The organism is Mariprofundus ferrinatatus (genome assembly GCF_002795825.1).
In the GTDB taxonomy this organism is placed as follows: Bacteria; Pseudomonadota; Zetaproteobacteria; order Mariprofundales; family Mariprofundaceae; genus Mariprofundus; species Mariprofundus ferrinatatus.
In genome coordinates this window covers 618,730-636,595 of the sequence record NZ_CP018800.1, presented here as the reverse complement: position 1 = coordinate 636,595, position 17,866 = coordinate 618,730, and the positions used below count along the sequence as shown (strand labels likewise).

The following is a 17,866-nucleotide window of genomic DNA, read 5'->3' as shown; positions in this document are numbered from 1 at the left end:
AACGCCCGATATGACAGAACAGAACAACTGGAAAGCTTCGCTGACCGAGCATCGTACAGCCTGGATTGTCGCCAGCTGTTGCCTGCTGGTTATCCTGACCGCCGCAATCAAGCCCGATCTCTTTGAGTTTCCTCAACATGAGAGTGTAGGTGAAGAGCCTGCTGTGCCTGCAAGCATGGAAGAGATTATTGCCGAACAGATCGCACCGCCGATTGAGGATGAAGCTGAGGCCGTGGTGGTTGAGACCGCAAGAGAGATTACCCCCCCCAAAGCAGTCATTACACCCTCCAAACCCGTTGTGGAAAAAACACCTGCCAAGCCCACACCTGCTCCCTCCAAAGCCGAACCCGCCACCAAACCGTCTGCACCCGCGGCAGGCTATTACGTCCAGATGGGTGCTTTCGGCGAGAGGCCGCGGGCGCAGGGTCTTGTAGACCAGCTCAAGCTACAGGGGTGGAGTGCGGTGATCGCCCCCAAACCGGGCGGCCTGCATGCAGTATGGGCCGGACCGGAAAAAGATCGGGGCAGTGCAGAACGGCTTCAGAAAGAGATCGAAAGAAAACTGAAAACCAAGGGTTTTGTCGTCCAGCAGAAAGGCGCATGAGCAACTGCAGCACGGGCATGGTGGCAGCCGGCCATGCAGCCACAGCAGAAACAGGTGCATCTATTCTGAGATCAGGCGGCAATGCGGTTGATGCAGCCGTCGCCGCCATCGCCACATCATTTATTGCGGAACCGGCACTCACCGCACCCGGTGGTGGCGGATTCCTGTTAATTGCCGATGCAGCGGGCAGATCGATTCTCTACGATGGTTTTGCACGCATGCCAACCGGCAAGAGAGTGACAGGTGTTGAGCCTGAACTGAAAGCTGTGCCGATCGACTTCGGTGATACCGTGCAGAGCTTCCATATCGGCCAGGGTTCGGTCGCTACGCCTTCCCTGCTGCCCATGCTGTTCCGGGCACATCGTGAAAACGGAAAACTGCCGCTTCGCGAAGTTCTGGCTCCGGCTCTTGATGCGGCGAGAAACGGGGTTCGCCTGAATGCTCTACAGGCCTCATTCATCTCGCTTCTCAGGCCGATTTTAACCGACACGCCATCCTGCAGAGCGCTGCATACCTCTCACACCTCCGGTGATCTGTGGCGTGAAGGGGAATCATTTCGCAATCCCGAACTCGCCAATACCCTGGAAATGCTCGCGATCGACGGAATCGAAGAGATGTCCCATGGCGATCTGGCGAAAGCAATCGTCAAATCCTGCTCGCCGTACGGCCTGCTCTGCATGGATGATATGAGATCCGGGCAGGTTCAACTTCGCAAACCGCTCGGTATTCACCTGTTTGGCGGAAGATTAATCACCAATCCTCCCCCCTCTTCCGGCGGCCTGCTGATCGCCTTCGCCGCCACCATGCTCGACCGCCTTTACCGTCATCCGGAAACAGCTTCGCTTCCCTGGCCGGTTCTTGCTGCAGAAGGGATGAGATCGGCAAGTCTGCTTCGCCAGAATGGCTTTGATTCGCGCGTTCATGAGTCCGATATCAGCGACAGCATACTCAATGAAGCCCATATCGAGGCAGCAGCTGCAAAGATCCGGAACCGCCTGCGCAACCTCGATAGCGAAGTGATCAAAGAGCCGGACAACCGCCACGGCAGCACCACCCACATCAGTGTTATCGACAAGCATGGCATGGCCGTTTCACTGACCAGCAGTAACGGTGAAGGTGCAGGTATTGTCGTGCCGGGCACCGGCATTCACCTGAACAACATGCTCGGTGAAGAGGATATCAATCCGCTCGGTTTCCATGCCCTGCCGGGAGGCGCCACACTCTCCTCAATGATGGCACCCTCAATCTTTATCGAAAAAGGCAAGCCTTCACTGGTACTTGGCAGCGGTGGCTCCAACCGGCTGCGTGGTGCCATCCTGCAGGCGCTTCTGCGTCACCGCCTGCTCGATCAGGATATTGAAGCAGCTGTACATGCACCGCGCCTCCATAATGAGAGCGGTGAACTCGATATTGAACCGGAACTCCTTAATGATCACGAACGCCACCTGCTGATGTCACTTGGCTGGAAACTACGTGACTGGAAACGGCAGAGCGTTTACTTCGGAGGCGTTAACGCCATCACCCGCAAGCCAAATGGCAGCCTGAACGGAGCAGGTGATCCGCGCCGTGGCGGCGCTGTAGCTTTCGCATGAGTCGCGCATTTATCGCATTCGGCGGCAACCTCGGAGATGTGAAAAACGCTTTTATCTCGGCCCGCAATCAGATCGATGCATTGCCGCAGACGCATGTTGTGGCCTCATCCCTTCTCTACCGCACCCCGCCTGTAGGGCCTGCAGGGCAGCCTGATTATCTCAATGCAGTAGTCTCCCTTGAAACGGAACTGGCGCCATTGCCCCTGCTGGAAGCGATGCAGGCAATCGAAACCGGGCATGGCAGGGTACGCAGTGAGCAGTGGGGAGCACGCACCCTTGATCTCGATATCATCGCTATAAACGGCGAGATAATCGATTCAGAACAGCTCGCCGTACCGCACCCGCTGATGTTTGATCGCCAGTTCGTGTTAAGACCGCTTTGCGATCTGGCTCCGGAGTGGCAACATCCAGAGTTGAAACAGACGGCAGCCGAGCGCCTGCAGGAAATTATGGCAGCAGGTGAGCCGCCGCTACCCGGGGGGGAAGCATGGTAACAGTGATGGAGAGACGCTTTGGCAGGAGGCCACTGAATCAGTGTCACATTGCTGTCGAAGGCGCTATCGGTGTCGGTAAAACGACACTGACCCGCAAGCTTGCCGAGAAGCTTGAGGCATCCACCTTCTTTGAACAGGTTGACGATAACCCATTCATCGAGCTCTTCTATCAGGATCCCTCACGTCATGCCCTCTCCGTCCAGCTCTCTTTCCTCTTTTCGCGCCTCAAGCAGTGGCAGACACTGCACCAGCAGGATCTCTTTACGCAGGGCATCGTCAGCGACTACATCTTTGCCAAGGACCACCTTTTCGCCACGGTCACCCTCTCCGATGAGGAGTTGGCGCTCTATGAGCAGGTCGCCAAACTGGTTACGGTCGACCTGCATAAGCCCGACCTGGTCATCTACCTGCAATCCGATCCGCGCGTTATCATGGATCGTATCCGTGGCCGCAACCGGCCGACCGAGCGCGGCATCCAGTTCGACTATCTGAAGCGGGTGATTGCCGCCTACGACCAGTTTTTTTTCCACTACCAGGAGACGCCTCTGCTGGTCGTACAGACCGACCGCATGAATTTTGCCGACAGTGAAGAGGCGGTCGATGCGCTGATCAAACGCATCGGCAACATGCAGTCGCAGACCGAATTCTGGGCAAGCTACGCCTGAGTGACCCCGTGACCTCCGATCCCGCAAGCTATCTCGTAGCACATCGCGGCGATCAGGAATCCGCATGCGAGAACACGCTCGCCGCGTTCGAAGCGGCAGCAAAAGCAGGCGCCCGTTATATCGAGTGTGATATCCAGTTTACCAGAGATATGGTGCCGGTGGTCTGTCATGACAACCGAATCGATAGTGAGAAAATATCAGAGCTCGTCCTGACTGATCTTCCTGGCTATATCCCGACCTTCGAGGCATTGCTTGCGTGGCTCAGCAAAGCCCCGCACATCACGCTGTTTCTTGAGATCAAGCCCCCTATTCTGAAGCGCAGGTCTGCCGGCGCTGCTGCCAAATTTCTGCATGCGATGATTCCCGGTTCACTCCAGCAGCAAATCATTCCAATCAGCATGTCTGCCAGGCTGGTCGAGGCGTGCAGCCTGAGCTTCCATACACCGGTTGGTTGGGTGATGGAGGGGGGGCGTACGCCCAACGTCACCTTGGGCTGGCTCTTTTTCCCCTGGCAACAGTTGCAGCAAATTCGTAACTGGCCTGACAGGAAGGTGAGAACTGCAGCCTATACAGTCAACGATGCGCTGCAGGCGGCAGCACTGCATGCAAACGGTGTCGATCTGATCGAAACGAACCACTTTTCCCGTCTGATCGCCGAACTGTCATACAGCGCCGCATCAACCAACAAAAAACCGTAAACTGCGCCGGTTTGCCTCAACCCCTGCAAAAACCTAACATACGCCGATCCTGAAAGACGGTACCCACGGGACCGAAGCGGAAAGGAATGCGATGACAAACAACTCACAGGTCACGGCAGCGACGCTTTTGCGCGCCAAGCAGCGTGACGAGAAAACAGTTTGGCTGACGGCGCTCGATGCCACCTCAGCTGCCATAGCCGAAGCTGCCGGAGCCGAAGTGCTGCTGGTCGGCGATTCGCTCGGCATGGTCTCTCTTGGTTTTGACAGCACCCTCCCAGTTACACTTGATCAGATGATCCACCACACTGCAGCTGTCGTACGCGGCAGAAAAAGTGCGTGGGTGGTTTGCGATCTTCCCTTCGGCAGCTACCAGAAATCACCCGAGCAGGCGTTCGATGCGAGCGTGGCGGTGCTGCAACAGAGCGGCTGCGATGCAGTGAAAATCGAGGGTGGCGCACATATGGCTGACACCATCCGCTTTCTGGCTGAGCGCGGCATTGCGGTTGTTGCCCATATCGGACTTACCCCGCAGTCGGTGAAGAAGTTCGGCTCCTACGGTAAACGCGGCAAGAGTAAGGATGAGCAATCGCAACTCCTGCGCGATGCGAAGGCTGTGACTGATGCAGGCGCAGTTGCGCTGGTCCTGGAGAATATACCCGCTGAACTTGCCTCATCGATAACTGCATCCGTAGCGATTCCCACCGTCGGTATCGGTGCCGGCGTCAACTGCGATGCCCAGGTGCTGGTATTCAACGACCTGGTCGGCCTGTCAGAATCCAATCCCCCCTTTGCGCCCGCCTACGCCGATGTTCGCAGGGTAATGGGTGATGCGATCTCCAGCTGGGTAGCCGACGTCAAATCAGGAAACTTTCCAAAATGAGAGTCGCACACACATCGGCCGAGATCCGTCGCCAGCTGGCCCGATACCGGGGCCGCAAAACCATCGCTTTCGTACCCACCATGGGCTGCCTGCACGAAGGGCACCTGAGCCTGATAAGGAAGGCGAAAGATGAAGCGGATATCGTCGTGGTAAGCATCTACGTCAATCCGCTGCAGTTCGGTGCAGGCGAGGATCTCGACAAATATCCACGTACCTTCGAGGCAGATGCCTCACTCTGCGAGGCAGAGGGCGTCGATTATATCTTCCATCCGGCCACCCTCTATCCCAGGCGTGGGCCCAGGGTGACCCTGAAGGTGGAGAAGCTTTCCGACTGCCTCTGCGGAGCGTCACGGCCTGGCCACTTCGATGGTGTGGCTACGGTAGTGAACCTGTTATTCAATATCGTGCAGCCCGATATAGCCATCTTCGGTGAGAAGGACTGGCAGCAGCTGGCGATTATCCGCCGTATGGTACGTGATCTGCAGATGCCGGTAGAGATTATCGGTTGCCCGACCATTCGCGAGATGAACGGCCTGGCAAAGAGCAGCCGTAACCGCTATCTCTCAGAATCAGATCATCTGACTGCAACAGCCCTGTCGCAGGCTCTGATTGCCATGCAGAAAGTGGCGGCGGATGGCGAGAGAAGTGTCGACATGCTGATGGCGACTGCCGAATCAATTCTGGCCGAAGCCGGAATCAAAACCGAATACCTTGAGGTTCGCAGTGCCGCCTCTCTGAAAAACAGACGCAGGCTTAACAGACAGCCTGCACGCGCTTTTATTGCCGCAAAGGTTGGCAATGCACGCCTGATCGATAATATGCCGCTCCCGGTAGCTGGAATGGAGAACAACCTATGAAACTCACCATGCTGAAATCGAAGATTCACCGTGCCACGGTGACCCATGCTGAGCTGGAGTACGAAGGCTCCTGCGCCATCGACCAGAATCTGCTGGATGAGGCCAATATCCTCCCCTTTGAACAGCTGCATATTTATAATATCGCCAATGGCGAGCGTTTCACCACCTATGCGATCACCGCCCCGCGCGGATCGGGCACCATCGGTGTCAATGGTGCAGCTGCCCACAAGGCGAATCCCGGCGACCTGTTGATCATCTGCACCTATGCCGAATTGAAGGCCAAGGAAGCGGAACATTTCAAGCCGAAGCTGGTCTATGTCGATGCGGAGAATGCCATCAGCCATACCAGCCACGGGCATCTCGCCGCGGCCTGACCGGCATCACCCAACGCATCAGTGTTATATGCCGTCAACAACTTCAAGGTTGAACTGAACGAAAGCAAGAGTGCGGTTGCAGTACGCCTGATAGCACTCCTCGGCATCCATGAAGATGAGTTGCTGGCCAGCCGATGCGTCCGACGCGCGGTAGATGCGCGCAAAAAATCTCACATCCATTTTGTCTGTACCTATGAGGTCGAACTGAGCCGGGAGCCGGCCGAGTTACCTGCTCAGGTGTTCAGCATCGATCGGAGCTCACTGGAGGCGGTCAGGCCCGAGATATTCTGCAAAACCGCATCCACAAACCAGCATGTCGTTGTCATCGGTGCAGGCCCTGCCGGTCTCTTTGCCGCACTTGCTCTGGCGGAATCAGGTTTGAGGGTGACGCTGCTGGAACGAGGTAAGCCGGTGGAGACGCGCATGCGTGATATCGGGCGCCTGCGTTCGCGCGGTGAACTGGATCCCGAGAGCAATATCTGCTTCGGTGAAGGCGGTGCCGGCACCTATACCGACGGCAAGCTCTATACCCGCATAAAACACCCCTACCTTCGCTGGGTGCTGCACACCTTTGTTCGCTTTGGGGCGCGTGAAGATATCCTTGTCGATGCTCACCCGCATCTGGGAACCGACAAACTGGTTCGCATCGTGCGCAACATGCGCCACCACCTGCTCGACCTTGGCGTCGACTATCGCTTCGAGACCCGTGTTGACAATCTGCTGCTCGCAAACGGCAAGGTCACCGGCGTGCGAACCCATCAAGGCGAAGAGATCAGTGCCGAACATGTCATCCTTGCCACCGGCCACTCGGCACGCGACACCTTTGAACGGCTGCAGCAGCTGGGTATTGCCATGGAAGCGAAATCGTTCGCCGTCGGCGTGCGCGCTGAACACCCGCAGAGCATCATTAACCATAGCCAGTACGGCCGTGCTGCCGGCCATGAAAAGCTGGAGGCGGCGGAGTACAAGCTCACCCATCAGGTGTCCGACCACTATCTCGATCAGCGTGGTGTTTACAGCTTCTGCATGTGTCCGGGTGGACTCATCGTACCCTCGCCTACCGAAGCAGGAGGCATGGCGGTCAATGGCATGAGCAACGCCAAGCGCGGGGGCAAATGGGCCAACTCCGGCATTGTCGTGCAGGTGACTCCCGATGATATCCGCCGGCATGGGTATAAACAGGATCCGCTGATGGGCATTCACTTCCAGCGCGAGCTGGAAACCGCCACCTTCAGGGCTGCCGGCAACAGCTATGCAGCGCCTGCCATGCGGCTGATCGATTTCGTAAACGATCGCCCGACCGGCAAACTTGCCGACACCCGCTTCAAGCCTGCTGCCGTACCGGCGGACCTCAGGAAGATATTCCCGGAGTGGTTAAGCCAGCCGCTGGCAGAGGGGATCATGGCATTCGGTCGCAAGCTGCGCGGCTTTGTCACTATCGAGGCCAATCTTTTCGGTTCAGAGACCCGAACCAGCTCACCCCTTCGCATCACCCGCGATGCTCAGATGCAGAGCATCACGCTTAAAGGGCTCTATCCGGTCGGTGAAGGTGCCGGTTATGCCGGAGGCATCGTCAGTGCCGCTGTTGACGGGCTCAAGGCCGCAGAAGCCATTATTGCGCAGCATCACAGATAGGGAACCTGCTCATGGTAATGTTGGCCGCATGAAGCATTTCAGGAAACTATTTCTCGCGCTGCTTTTCGTCTCTCTCGGCAGCTGCAGCGTTGCCCACTCCGGTTCCGGCAGCAAACATACGCTGAAGGTAACAGCCAGCGCCTATAACTCGGTAAAGGCGCAAACGCACGGAAACCCCGCCATCGGTGCCTGGGGTGATAAACTGAGGCCCGGCATGCGGGTGATCGCCGTCTCGCGCGACCTGATCAAGATGGGGCTCAAGCACAACACGAAGGTAAAGATCGAGGGGCTTCCCGGCTACTACATGGTCAAGGACAAAATGCACAAGCGCTGGAAACGCAAGATCGACATCTACATGGGCACCGATATCAAAGCCGCCCGCAAATGGGGCAAGCGCAAGGTCAAAATCAGCTGGTAAGCTTTAAGTGCTAATACTTAGGCTTTCGCGGCGAGACAGAGCCCTCGCAGGAGAGGATGCGTTTGAGCTCGCACAACTCGCAGCGCTCGACAAAGAACTTGTGGTGTTCGGGATAAACGGCCCCCTCACGGTCGAGATGCTTGATGGGGCACCACTGCGATTCGATCTGCTCAAGGATGTTGGCCAGTACCAGTATTAATGCCTGCTGGTAGCGCAGACTCAAATAACCTGCCCTGCCGAAGATGGTAAAGCCATTACCGAAACCACCCTCGTCCATCTTGTCATACGCCTGGCTCATGCCAAGCCTGTGCAGCCCGAGAGCAGTGGCGATGACCACGTTATACATAAGTACGATAATAGACATCGACATTGCAGTGAGAAATGCCGCAGCAAAATAGGTGATTGATGGCAGGAGTCCGCGTTTCTCTCCCTCATGCCCGGAAACGCTGGATATTTGGGTCAGCAGCACCCCGAAAGCAACACAGATACCGTTGGCATATCCGCAGTAGATGCAGTGGAAACGCCCGGTATAAGAGAGGCCCGTAAGCTTGTGTCGATCGATGATGATGTAGTTGCGCAACTTGACCTGCTCCACTCCGAGCAGCAGGCAAATCATCGTATTGTAGAGCAGCATCAGGCAGACAACATGCAGGAAAATAAAGAAGGGAATCAGCAGGTACATGGCCAGTGCTGCAGGAATAATTCGCAGCAGGCCCACGCGCTCGATATTGCCTGCAAAGATCGGATTGCGCTTTCCTATCAGATCAATGAGACGTTGGTGCACACCGTATACCTCTTGCTTAAGATTGATACCCGCCGGGAGCATATGCAGCGCACAGGCAAATGGGAACAACCAAGTGTGGATTATTATATTAGCAAACATTAATAGGTTTTCATTGTCAATTAACCAGCCTCTAACCGGGAGTCTCTAATGTTTGCCATGTCCGGAGGTGACACCCTCCCCTCCCTCCCTTAGTTCCTCCGGACAAAGTTCAAATAAAAGGGCCCCTTCCGGGGCCCTTTTTCTTTTCCAGCCAAATTAAAATTGACGTCCTTTCTCACTCTATCAGACGGCTTTCCCGTTTGCCCCCTGCCCGGCTCTCCGTACCGGACAAAACAGGGCACCACTGGGTTGATACTATCGCTCTTACATTCTGACCGTCTTAGAACGGCCAACTTAGGACGTTCGACAAATAAGGCAGTAGGAACTATATTTATAGTGTACGGGGGAGTGTGTGTAATGCCGCGGAGGTGCTATGCGCTGCTACGATTATTTTGGATGCAATCAGACCGAGTGTCCCATGTACGGCAAGGCAGACGGGCCTCAGTGCTGGGAGATTGATGGAACGCTCTGTCATCATCATGTGATTGAAGAGGTGAGGCAGGAACTCCTCGGCATGGAGAAAAAGGAGTCGTGCAGGCTTTGCGGCTGCCTCTATTACAGGGCAGCGAACCCCAAACAATTCGACTGATTGAATGACCGGAGTTGGCCGGAAGCCGCCACTCGTAGATATTTTTCGAGTTCATACTGCATCCCCGAACAGATCTTGGGCTGGCTGATTAGACAAGCGGTCGCCACTTGCCGGAGAGATGATTCAGTGAAACGGTTCGGGGATGACTGAAACCGGATTCCCATATTCCGCAAACCGCGATGCAAAGGTGCTGATTCTGGGCTCAATGCCGAGCAGGAAATCGCTGGCAGCGGCTCAATATTACGCCCACCCACAGAATGGATTCTGGCCAATTATGGGTGAGCTGTTCGGCTTTGATCCCTCGCTTGCCTACGAAGCCCGGTTGGAAAGTCTGCGCGCGAATGGCATTGCACTCTGGGATGTAGCATACCAGTGCGTGCGCCCTGGCAGCCTCGATAGCGCAATTGAGATGGAATCGGTGGTCGCTAACGATTTTGCCACCTTCCTGGCTGCGCACCCCCATATCCGTGTCATCTTCTTCAACGGGCGCAAGGCGGAAGAACTCTTCCGGCGGCTTGTTCTGCCACGATTGCCGGCACCGTTACACGATATCGAGCGGCAGCTGCTGCCATCGACCAGCCCCGCCAATGCTTCGATAAGGCGGGAACAAAAACTGGAATCATGGAAAATTGTTCGCCAGGCCCTTGAAATCGCCTGAGGCAGACCCCATCTAATCAACTCACCAATTTTTATTACACTGTTTGAGGAGAATCCATGACTGCAACAAAAGAGACACGCGCCTTTCAGACCGAGGTTAAACAGCTGCTGGATCTGATGATCCACTCGCTCTACTCCAACAAGGAGATATTCCTGCGCGAGCTGATCTCCAACGCTTCCGACGCCGCAGATAAACTTCGCTTTGAGGCGACTACGGACGACGCGCTCTTCGAAGGCGATTCCGACCTGCATGTATTCATCGCTATCGACAAGGATGCCAAGACCATCACCATCCGTGATAACGGCATCGGCATGAACAAGGATGAGGTAATTGCCAATATCGGAACCATCGCCCGCTCCGGTACCAAGGAGTTCTTCGGCCAGCTTTCCGGAGACCAGGAGAAAGATGCGCACCTGATCGGCCAGTTCGGCGTCGGCTTCTACTCATCTTTCCTCGTGGCCGACCGGGTCACCCTGAAAACCCGTCGCGCCGGTCTTGAAAAAGAGCACGGCGTGCTCTGGGAGTCGAAGGGCGACGGTGAATACGCCATTGAAACAGTCGAGAAGATCGAGCGCGGCACCGAGATCACGCTGCATCTGCGCGATGAAGCAACCGATTACCTCGATGACTGGAAGATCAAATCGATTGTGCACAAATATGCCGACCATATCCCCTTCCCGATCCGCATGATGGGAACTGCCGTGAGCGGCGATGAGGGCGAAGAGGTGAAACCGGCCCAGGTGGAAACAGTGAACCAGGCATCGGCGCTCTGGACGCGCCCGAAATCTGAGCTTACAGACGAGGAGTACAACAACTTCTACAAACATGTCGGCCACGATTTCGAGGATCCACTGGCACGCATGCACCAGCGCCTTGAAGGCAAATACGAATACACGCTGCTTCTCTACCTTCCCAAGCGTGCCCCGTTCGACCTCTGGCAGGTTGAAGCGAAGCACGGCGTCAAACTCTACGTGCGCCGCGTATTCATCATGGAGGCGACTGAAGAACTGCTGCCGCGTTACCTGCGCTTTGTGCGCGGCGTGATTGACACCAACGACCTGCCACTTAACGTATCACGTGAAATCCTGCAGAAGAGTCCTGCCATGGATGCAATGAAGAAGGGTGCGACCAAGCGCGTGCTCGGCATGCTAGAGGAGATGGCCAATGCCGAGGAGGGTGACAATTATGCCACCTTCTGGAATGAGTTCGGCCCCTGCCTGAAAGAGGGTGTGATCGAGGATCACGCCAACCGCGACAAAATCGCTTCCCTGCTTCGCTTTGCCACCACGGAATCGGATAAGCAGAGCGTATCGCTGGCCGATTATGTCGGCCGCATGCGAGAGGGTCAGGATACCATCTACTACATCACCGCCGAGTCACTGGCTGCCGCCAAGCACAGCCCACACCTTGAAGTGTTCCGCAAGAAGGGCATCGAGGTGGTACTTCTGCACGACCGCATCGACGAGTGGCTCACAACGCACCTGACCGAGTTCGACGGCAAGAAGCTGCAGTCGATCGCCAAGGGTGAACTTGACCTCTCGAATATCGGTGAAAATGCCGAAGAGGAGAAGAAAGAGCACGCGGAGAAGGCGAAGGCTGCAGCCCCTGCAGTTGAGAAGATCAAGGAGGCACTGGGCGAGAAGGTGAAGGATGTGCGCATCTCTGACCGTCTTACCGAATCACCGGCATGCCTGATCTCCGACAGCTTCGATATCAGCAACAACCTGGAGCGTATCCTTAAACAGGCTGGCCAGAATGTGCCGGATGTGAAACCTATCCTTGAGGTCAATCCGGAACATGAACTGATCCAGCGGCTGACCAAGATGCGTTCGAAAGAGAAGATCGAGGATTTTGCATCGATTCTCTTCGACCAGGCGGTTCTTGCCGAGGGTGCCCTGCCGGAGGATCCGGCCGGATTCGTACGCAGGATCAACGCCCTGCTGGTTAAATAAACCGGCAAAGGAAACTTGATGAAGTAAGCAATCGGGGCGGCCTCATCCCCCCTCCCCTCGATACCTGATCAGCGCTGCAGTCAGTACGGTCAGATATGGGTGAGGTCGCCCTGTTTTGTTTTCCCTCCGGATCGTCTCCAGTAGTCGGCCAATAGTGCGCCTGAAACATTGTGCCAGAGGCTGAACAGAGCCCCAGCCAGCGCGGCCTCCGGTGAGAAGTGGGCTATGGCCAGTGCCACTGCCAGCCCCGAATTCTGCATCCCTACCTCGATCGCTACGGTTCGCGCCTGCCTCCGCTTGTACCCCATACGCAGCATAACGATCCTGCCAAGCAACAATCCTGTCACATTGAGAAGCACGACCGAGAGCAGAAGTGGTGTTGCAACATCGTGCAGGCGGTCGACATTAATCCCCACCACCACGCCGACAATCCAGGCAATGGTGAGCATGGCAAGCAGCGGGAATATTCCGCTGAGCAGAATTTTATCCGGTTTCCAGACAGATCGGAGGGCAATGCCTGCGGCAACAGGTAGCAGCACAATCTGCACCACACTGAAAAACAGGGCTGCCGGATCAATATCAAGCCAGGTGGATGCGAGCATCCAGATCCACAGCGGTGTCATGATGGGCGCCAACAGCGTGGAGAGAGAGGTCATGGCAACCGAGAGCGCCACATCGCCGCGTGCCAGCCATGCCACCACGTTTGATGCTGTACCTCCGGGACAGCAACCGACCAGGATCACACCAAGTGCCAGCATCGGCGACAGGTGCAGTGCCGTAGCAATAGCCCACGCCGCCACCGGCATCACCAGGTACTGCAATGAGACACCCAGCAGCAGCGGGCGTCCGGCATGACGCAGGGCCCTGATGTCGGAAAGCTTAAGCGTCAATCCCATGCCGAGCATAATCAGCATCAGTGCTTCGCTGATCCAACCGGCACCAGCTGCCGCACTGTCGGGAAAGCTCCAGCCCCAGATGCCACCGGCCAGCACCCAGAAGATAAACCCGGACTGCAGCAGGCCGAACAGCGATTTCTGATTCATCTCAGGAGGGCGGCTTCGATTCGCACTGGAACAGCTGCTCGTCGGTCAGGCGCAGGCGACGACTGATTTCGCGCCCGATATTCATCTGGATGATGGTGAACTGCTCGAGATTCTCGCTGTAGAGGCCGAAGAGGCTCTTCTGGCTGATCTCGATCAGGGTGCAGGAACCTGTGGCGAAAACCGATGCGCTGCGCGGATAAAGGTCGAGCAGCGCCATCTCGCCAAAGCAATCTCCCTGTCCCAGCTCCCTGATCTTGTGCCACTCTCCATCCACCATTTTCTGAACATCGACACTGCCGCGCTCAACTACGAACATCGAAGAGGCGGGATCCCCCTCGCGGAAAATCTGCGCTCCCGCAGCGAAATTGCGTAACGCTGAATGCTCCAGCAGGAAAGCGAGCGCATCATCGCTGATACCGCCAAATACCGGCATCGACTGCAGCAGCGCCAGCCGCTCTCTATCCATGGTTCAGATATCGAGATTCAGGCTGGCCGGGAATTCGAGCGCCTCTTTTACGCTCACCAGAAAACGTACCGCATCGGCACCGTCGATCAGACGATGGTCGTAGGAGAGCGCCAGATACATCATTGGCCGGATCACGATGGTGTCATTCTCCACCACGGGCCGCTTCATGATATTGTGCATGCCGAGAATGCCGCTCTGCGGCGGATTGAGGATCGGCGTGGAGAGCATCGAGCCGAAGATGCCGCCATTGGTGATCGAGAAGGTCCCCCCCTTGAGATCATCCGGGGACAGGCCGCCACTTCGTACCCTGCCGGAGAGATTGAGAATTCCCTTCTCGATCTCGGCGAGGCTTAAGCGATGTGCATTGCGCAATACCGGCACCACCAGCCCCTTGTCACTGCTCACCGCAATACCGACATCGACATAATCGTGATAAACGATTTCGTCACCTTCAATATAGGCGTTGAGTGCCGGATACTTCGAAGCCGCATGACAAACCGCCTGCACAAAAAAGGACATAAACCCGAGTTTGACGCCGTGCTTCTCCTGAAAAGCGGCACCATATCGGCTGCGCAGATCCATCACAGCCTGCAGATTCACCTCATTGAAGGTGGTGAGCATCGCGGCTGTGTTCTGTGCACTCTTCAAACGCTCGGCAATTCTGCGTCGCAATCTGGTCATCGGAACCCGCTCCTGATGCCTCCCCTCTCCGGAAAGCATGGGCGCTGGCCTGGAGGCCGGTGCAACAATGTCAGGTTCAGCTTCGACCGGCTCTTCAGCGGCTACTCTTTCGTTAACAGCAGGTTTCACTTCCGGTTCCGGCTGCTGAAGCGGTGCCGCTTCGACTTCAGCTTCTGCAACTGCTTCGGGCTGAGCAGACAGAGGTGTTGTTGCTGATGGTTGTGCGCTGTCATCGATATATCCGATCACCTCGCCGGGTGCGACAACATCATCAGACTTTTTCAACAGCCGGGTCAACACGCCGGCATCGAGAGCGGTGATCTCCATGGTGATTTTGTCGCTCTCGATCTCGGCCAGCACGTCATCAACCGCCACCGCTTCACCCTCCTGCTTCAGCCATGCGATCAGTGTCGCTTCGGTCTCCGACTCTCCGAGACTGGGTACCTTGATCTCAATTTCCATCACTTACTCCCTTCATAAGGTGCATCAAACCTGTGTCTGTCGGCCAGGCATCCGTCGACACCCTCCGCGAAGGCGGCATTGAGCAGCGCCTCCAGCTCCTGTTTGTGCCGTTTGGCCGAACCTACGGCAGGTGCTGCCGACTCAGGTCGGGTAACACCGAAAATCTTCTGGTTGGGCAGCAGCAGTTGCCGGATCGGACTGTTTACAAAGAGCCATGCGCCCTGGTTGGCCGGCTCCTCCTGCACCCAGAATATCTCATGGGTATCCGCGTAACGATCAATCTCCGCACGCAGCTCATCTGCCGGGAACGGATAGAGACGCTCGATGCGCAACAGCACGACATCCTCGATCTCACGTTTCTGGCGTTCAGCGAGCAGGTCGTAATAGACCTTGCCTGAACAGAAGATGACACGGCGCGGGGTTGCGGTAGCAAGATGGCGCTCCCCCATCACCGGCAGGAATGCCCCATCGGTGAAATCAGCAAATGGCGAGAAGGAGAGTTTGTTGCGCAGCATACTCTTCGGCCCCATCATGATCAGTGGCTTGCGCACCCGGCTCATCAGCTGCCGCCTGAACAGATGAAAGAGCTGCGCCGGCGTAGTCGGATAGACCACCTGCATATTGTTCTCGGCACAGAGCTGCAGGAATCGTTCCAGACGCGCCGACGAGTGCTCGGCACCCTGCCCCTCGTATCCGTGCGGAAGCCAGAGCACCAGGCCCGACATGCGGCTCCACTTGGTCTCTCCCGCCGCGATAAACTGGTCCACCACCACCTGGCCGATATTGGTAAAGTCTCCGTACTGTGCCTCCCAGATAACCAGCGCACGAGGCTCTGCCACGCTATAACCGTATTCGTAACCCATCACCGCCATTTCGGAGAGCATCGAATCGACCACGATGAAATGGGAGAGCGGCCCGTTCTCCACCTGCCTGAGCGGAATCATCGATTTGCCGTTGTTCTGATCGTAAACAACTGCATGGCGATGGAAGAAGGTACTGCGTCCGGAATCCTCGCCGGTCAGCCTTACCCAGCCACCCTCATGCACAAGCGTGGCATAAGCCATTGTTTCTCCACAACCCCAGTCCACCGGCTGTTTGCCATCCATCATCTCAATGCGGTTTTCGTAGATTGCCTCCACCTTGGGGTGCAGTGAAAACCCTGACGGCAGGCGATGCACCCGGCGAGCCAGATCGGAAAGAAGGTCGGCATTGACTGCTGTATCAGGCTCCTCAGCCCCTTCGAAGACAAAACCTTCCCAGCGACCCTGCAGACTGTTAGCCGGACTGGGCGCCCGGCGGTTGTTGGCCCGGCGCACCGTCTCCAGATTGTCACGGTAACCTGCTATCATCTCATCGCAATCCTGGTTGCTGAGGATATGGTCCCTGATCAGCCTGTCGCGATACAACGTGCCCACGGTCGGATGCTCACCAATACGGCGATACATCTCTGGCTGCGTCACCTCGGGCGCATCGGCCTCATTATGACCATGTCTGCGATAGCAGATCAGGTCGATGACGATATCTTCATGAAAGGTGTTGCGATACTCCACTGCGATCTCTGCAGCCAGGCAGCACGCCTCAGGGTCATCTCCGTTCACATGCAGGATCGGCGCCTGAACGATCTTGGCAATATCGGTACAGTAGGTGGTGGAGCGCGCATCGAACGGGTTGACGGTAAATCCTATCTGGTTGTTGACCACGATATGAATCGTGCCGCCGATTCTGAAGCCACGCAGCTTGGAGAGTTGTAATGATTCAGCCACCACACCCTGGCCAGCAAAAGCGGCATCGCCGTGGATCAACACACTCATCACCTCGACCTTGCTCTTATCCTTACGACGACACTGGCGAGCGCGCACACTGCCGAGCACGACCGGTGTGATAATCTCCAGATGCGATGGATTAAAGCCGAGCGAGAGGTGCACGATTCCGGACGGCGTGCGCACATCCGATGAAAATCCCTTGTGATACTTCACGTCACCCTGACCCTGCGCCGCATCCTCAAACTGGGTACCCTCAAACTCGGAGAAGATGTCGGAGAGCGACTTGCCCATGATATTAGCCAGCACATTGAGCCGTCCGCGATGCGCCATACCCATGATGATTTCCCGGGTGCCGCCGCTTCCCGCCCGCTGCACCAGCGCATCAAGCATCGGAATCAGACTCTCGCCCCCCTCCAGTGAAAAGCGCTTCTGACCCAGATACCGGGTATGCAGGAAGCGCTCAAGCTCTTCAGCATGCATGATGCGGCCATAGATATGGCGGCGTGTATCTTCGTCGTAGTCGGGCAGCGACTGAATGCGCTCAAGACGTGACTGAATCCAGTGGCGACGTGCCGAATCGGTAATATGTACAAACTCTGGGCCGATATGGCTGCAGTAGGTCCGCTGCAGCATCATAACAATATCACCAAGTGCCATCTTGCGATCGCCGGTGAGATCGCCGGTCGGGAACTCCTGCTCCAGATCGGACTCGGATAGGCCATAATAGCCAAGCTCCAGCTCCGGACTGCTCGGCCTCGGATTCAGGCGCAGCGGATCAAGGTCGGCGTGAAGATGGCCATGCATCCGGTAGGCCTGAATCAGCAGGATGGCGCGTGACGGATACTCGATATCCCCATGCTGGGCGAGTGAGGGAATATCATCAAAATGGTGTTTGGCACTGCGTGGCAGCGGCCGCATCCTCGCTAGAATCTGTTGGTGTGTCTCCGGTAACGCCTCACCTGCTGCCACCATATCGGAGAAGTAGTCGACCCACTGCGGCGCCAGCGATTCAGGGTCTCTGAGGTACTGCTCATACATCTGCTCAAGGTATGTGCTACCCGCACTGAAAAGCTCATCCTGAGTAGCGACACTGGTTGCCTCTGGCTGACTCACAAACCCTCCGTTCGGGCCCCTGTGGCGGACCCTGCTGAT

At 56.5% G+C, this 17,866-nt stretch carries 18 protein-coding genes; 13 read left to right on the top strand and 5 right to left on the bottom strand.

Annotation, left to right across the window (positions count from 1 at the left end; translation table 11 throughout):
• Nucleotides 1–10: 10 nt before the first annotated feature.
• From Ga0123462_RS03095 to Ga0123462_RS03050, 10 genes are all read left to right on the top strand, one after another.
• Nucleotides 11–604 (top strand): SPOR domain-containing protein, encoded by a 594-nt coding sequence (locus tag Ga0123462_RS03095; protein WP_100264948.1) that lies wholly within the window; start codon nucleotides 11–13, stop codon nucleotides 602–604.
• Entirely contained in the window at nucleotides 601–2,196 is a 1,596-nt protein-coding gene (locus tag Ga0123462_RS03090) for a gamma-glutamyltransferase (RefSeq protein ID WP_100264947.1), read from the top strand. Before Ga0123462_RS03095 ends, Ga0123462_RS03090 begins: the two co-directional genes overlap by 4 nt.
• Nucleotides 2,193–2,690, top strand: a complete 498-nt coding sequence (folK, locus tag Ga0123462_RS03085; protein WP_100264946.1) for a 2-amino-4-hydroxy-6-hydroxymethyldihydropteridine diphosphokinase — start codon at nucleotides 2,193–2,195, stop codon at nucleotides 2,688–2,690. Before Ga0123462_RS03090 ends, folK begins: the two co-directional genes overlap by 4 nt.
• On the top strand, nucleotides 2,684–3,355 hold the full coding sequence (locus Ga0123462_RS03080; protein ID WP_100264945.1) for a deoxynucleoside kinase: 672 nt from the start codon (nucleotides 2,684–2,686) through the stop codon (nucleotides 3,353–3,355). Before folK ends, Ga0123462_RS03080 begins: the two co-directional genes overlap by 7 nt.
• A gap of 8 nt (nucleotides 3,356–3,363) precedes the next feature.
• Nucleotides 3,364–4,053 (top strand): glycerophosphodiester phosphodiesterase family protein, encoded by a 690-nt coding sequence (locus Ga0123462_RS03075; protein ID WP_157821247.1) that lies wholly within the window; start codon nucleotides 3,364–3,366, stop codon nucleotides 4,051–4,053.
• A 91-nt stretch (nucleotides 4,054–4,144) separates the two neighbouring features.
• Complete coding sequence (gene panB, locus Ga0123462_RS03070) at nucleotides 4,145–4,933, top strand: 3-methyl-2-oxobutanoate hydroxymethyltransferase (protein WP_100264943.1); 789 nt, start codon at nucleotides 4,145–4,147, stop codon at nucleotides 4,931–4,933.
• The gene (gene panC, locus Ga0123462_RS03065) at nucleotides 4,930–5,790 is read left to right on the top strand and encodes a pantoate--beta-alanine ligase (protein ID WP_100264942.1); all 861 of its coding nucleotides are present in this window, start codon (nucleotides 4,930–4,932) and stop codon (nucleotides 5,788–5,790) included. Before panB ends, panC begins: the two co-directional genes overlap by 4 nt.
• Entirely contained in the window at nucleotides 5,787–6,164 is a 378-nt protein-coding gene (gene panD, locus Ga0123462_RS03060; RefSeq protein ID WP_100264941.1) for an aspartate 1-decarboxylase, read from the top strand. Before panC ends, panD begins: the two co-directional genes overlap by 4 nt.
• 21 nt (nucleotides 6,165–6,185) lie before the next feature.
• On the top strand, nucleotides 6,186–7,799 hold the full coding sequence (locus Ga0123462_RS03055) for an NAD(P)/FAD-dependent oxidoreductase (protein WP_100264940.1): 1,614 nt from the start codon (nucleotides 6,186–6,188) through the stop codon (nucleotides 7,797–7,799).
• A 28-nt stretch (nucleotides 7,800–7,827) separates the two neighbouring features.
• Complete coding sequence (locus tag Ga0123462_RS03050) at nucleotides 7,828–8,217, top strand: 3D domain-containing protein (protein ID WP_100266462.1); 390 nt, start codon at nucleotides 7,828–7,830, stop codon at nucleotides 8,215–8,217.
• Nucleotides 8,218–8,227: 10 nt separating this feature from the next.
• Here the strand turns inward: Ga0123462_RS03050 and Ga0123462_RS03045 are convergent, their stop codons facing one another.
• Nucleotides 8,228–9,001 (bottom strand): hypothetical protein, encoded by a 774-nt coding sequence (locus Ga0123462_RS03045; protein ID WP_157821246.1) that lies wholly within the window; start codon nucleotides 8,999–9,001, stop codon nucleotides 8,228–8,230.
• A gap of 472 nt (nucleotides 9,002–9,473) precedes the next feature.
• Here Ga0123462_RS03045 and Ga0123462_RS03040 point away from each other — a divergent pair, with 472 nt between their 5' ends.
• From Ga0123462_RS03040 to htpG, 3 genes are all read left to right on the top strand, one after another.
• The gene (locus Ga0123462_RS03040; protein WP_100264938.1) at nucleotides 9,474–9,689 is read left to right on the top strand and encodes a hypothetical protein; all 216 of its coding nucleotides are present in this window, start codon (nucleotides 9,474–9,476) and stop codon (nucleotides 9,687–9,689) included.
• Nucleotides 9,690–9,831: 142 nt separating this feature from the next.
• A complete protein-coding gene (locus Ga0123462_RS03035; protein ID WP_100264937.1) occupies nucleotides 9,832–10,347 on the top strand; it encodes a DNA-deoxyinosine glycosylase in 516 nt (171 codons plus the stop codon).
• A gap of 56 nt (nucleotides 10,348–10,403) precedes the next feature.
• On the top strand, nucleotides 10,404–12,299 hold the full coding sequence (gene htpG / locus Ga0123462_RS03030) for a molecular chaperone HtpG (RefSeq protein WP_100264936.1): 1,896 nt from the start codon (nucleotides 10,404–10,406) through the stop codon (nucleotides 12,297–12,299).
• 89 nt (nucleotides 12,300–12,388) lie between these two features.
• Here the strand turns inward: htpG and Ga0123462_RS03025 are convergent, their stop codons facing one another.
• Genes Ga0123462_RS03025 through Ga0123462_RS03010 form a run of 4 tightly spaced genes read right to left on the bottom strand, consistent with a single transcriptional unit; the run spans nucleotide 12,389 to nucleotide 17,827 of the window.
• Nucleotides 12,389–13,342, bottom strand: a complete 954-nt coding sequence (locus tag Ga0123462_RS03025) for a bile acid:sodium symporter family protein (protein ID WP_100264935.1) — start codon at nucleotides 13,340–13,342, stop codon at nucleotides 12,389–12,391.
• 1 nt (nucleotide 13,343) lies between these two features.
• Complete coding sequence (locus tag Ga0123462_RS03020; protein WP_100264934.1) at nucleotides 13,344–13,808, bottom strand: Crp/Fnr family transcriptional regulator; 465 nt, start codon at nucleotides 13,806–13,808, stop codon at nucleotides 13,344–13,346.
• A 3-nt stretch (nucleotides 13,809–13,811) separates the two neighbouring features.
• Nucleotides 13,812–14,951, bottom strand: coding sequence for a dihydrolipoyllysine-residue succinyltransferase (sucB, locus tag Ga0123462_RS03015; protein ID WP_100264933.1), 1,140 nt, complete (start codon nucleotides 14,949–14,951; stop codon nucleotides 13,812–13,814).
• On the bottom strand, nucleotides 14,951–17,827 hold the full coding sequence (locus tag Ga0123462_RS03010; protein ID WP_100264932.1) for a 2-oxoglutarate dehydrogenase E1 component: 2,877 nt from the start codon (nucleotides 17,825–17,827) through the stop codon (nucleotides 14,951–14,953). Before Ga0123462_RS03010 ends, sucB begins: the two co-directional genes overlap by 1 nt.
• Between the last annotated feature and the right edge of the window lie 39 nt (nucleotides 17,828–17,866).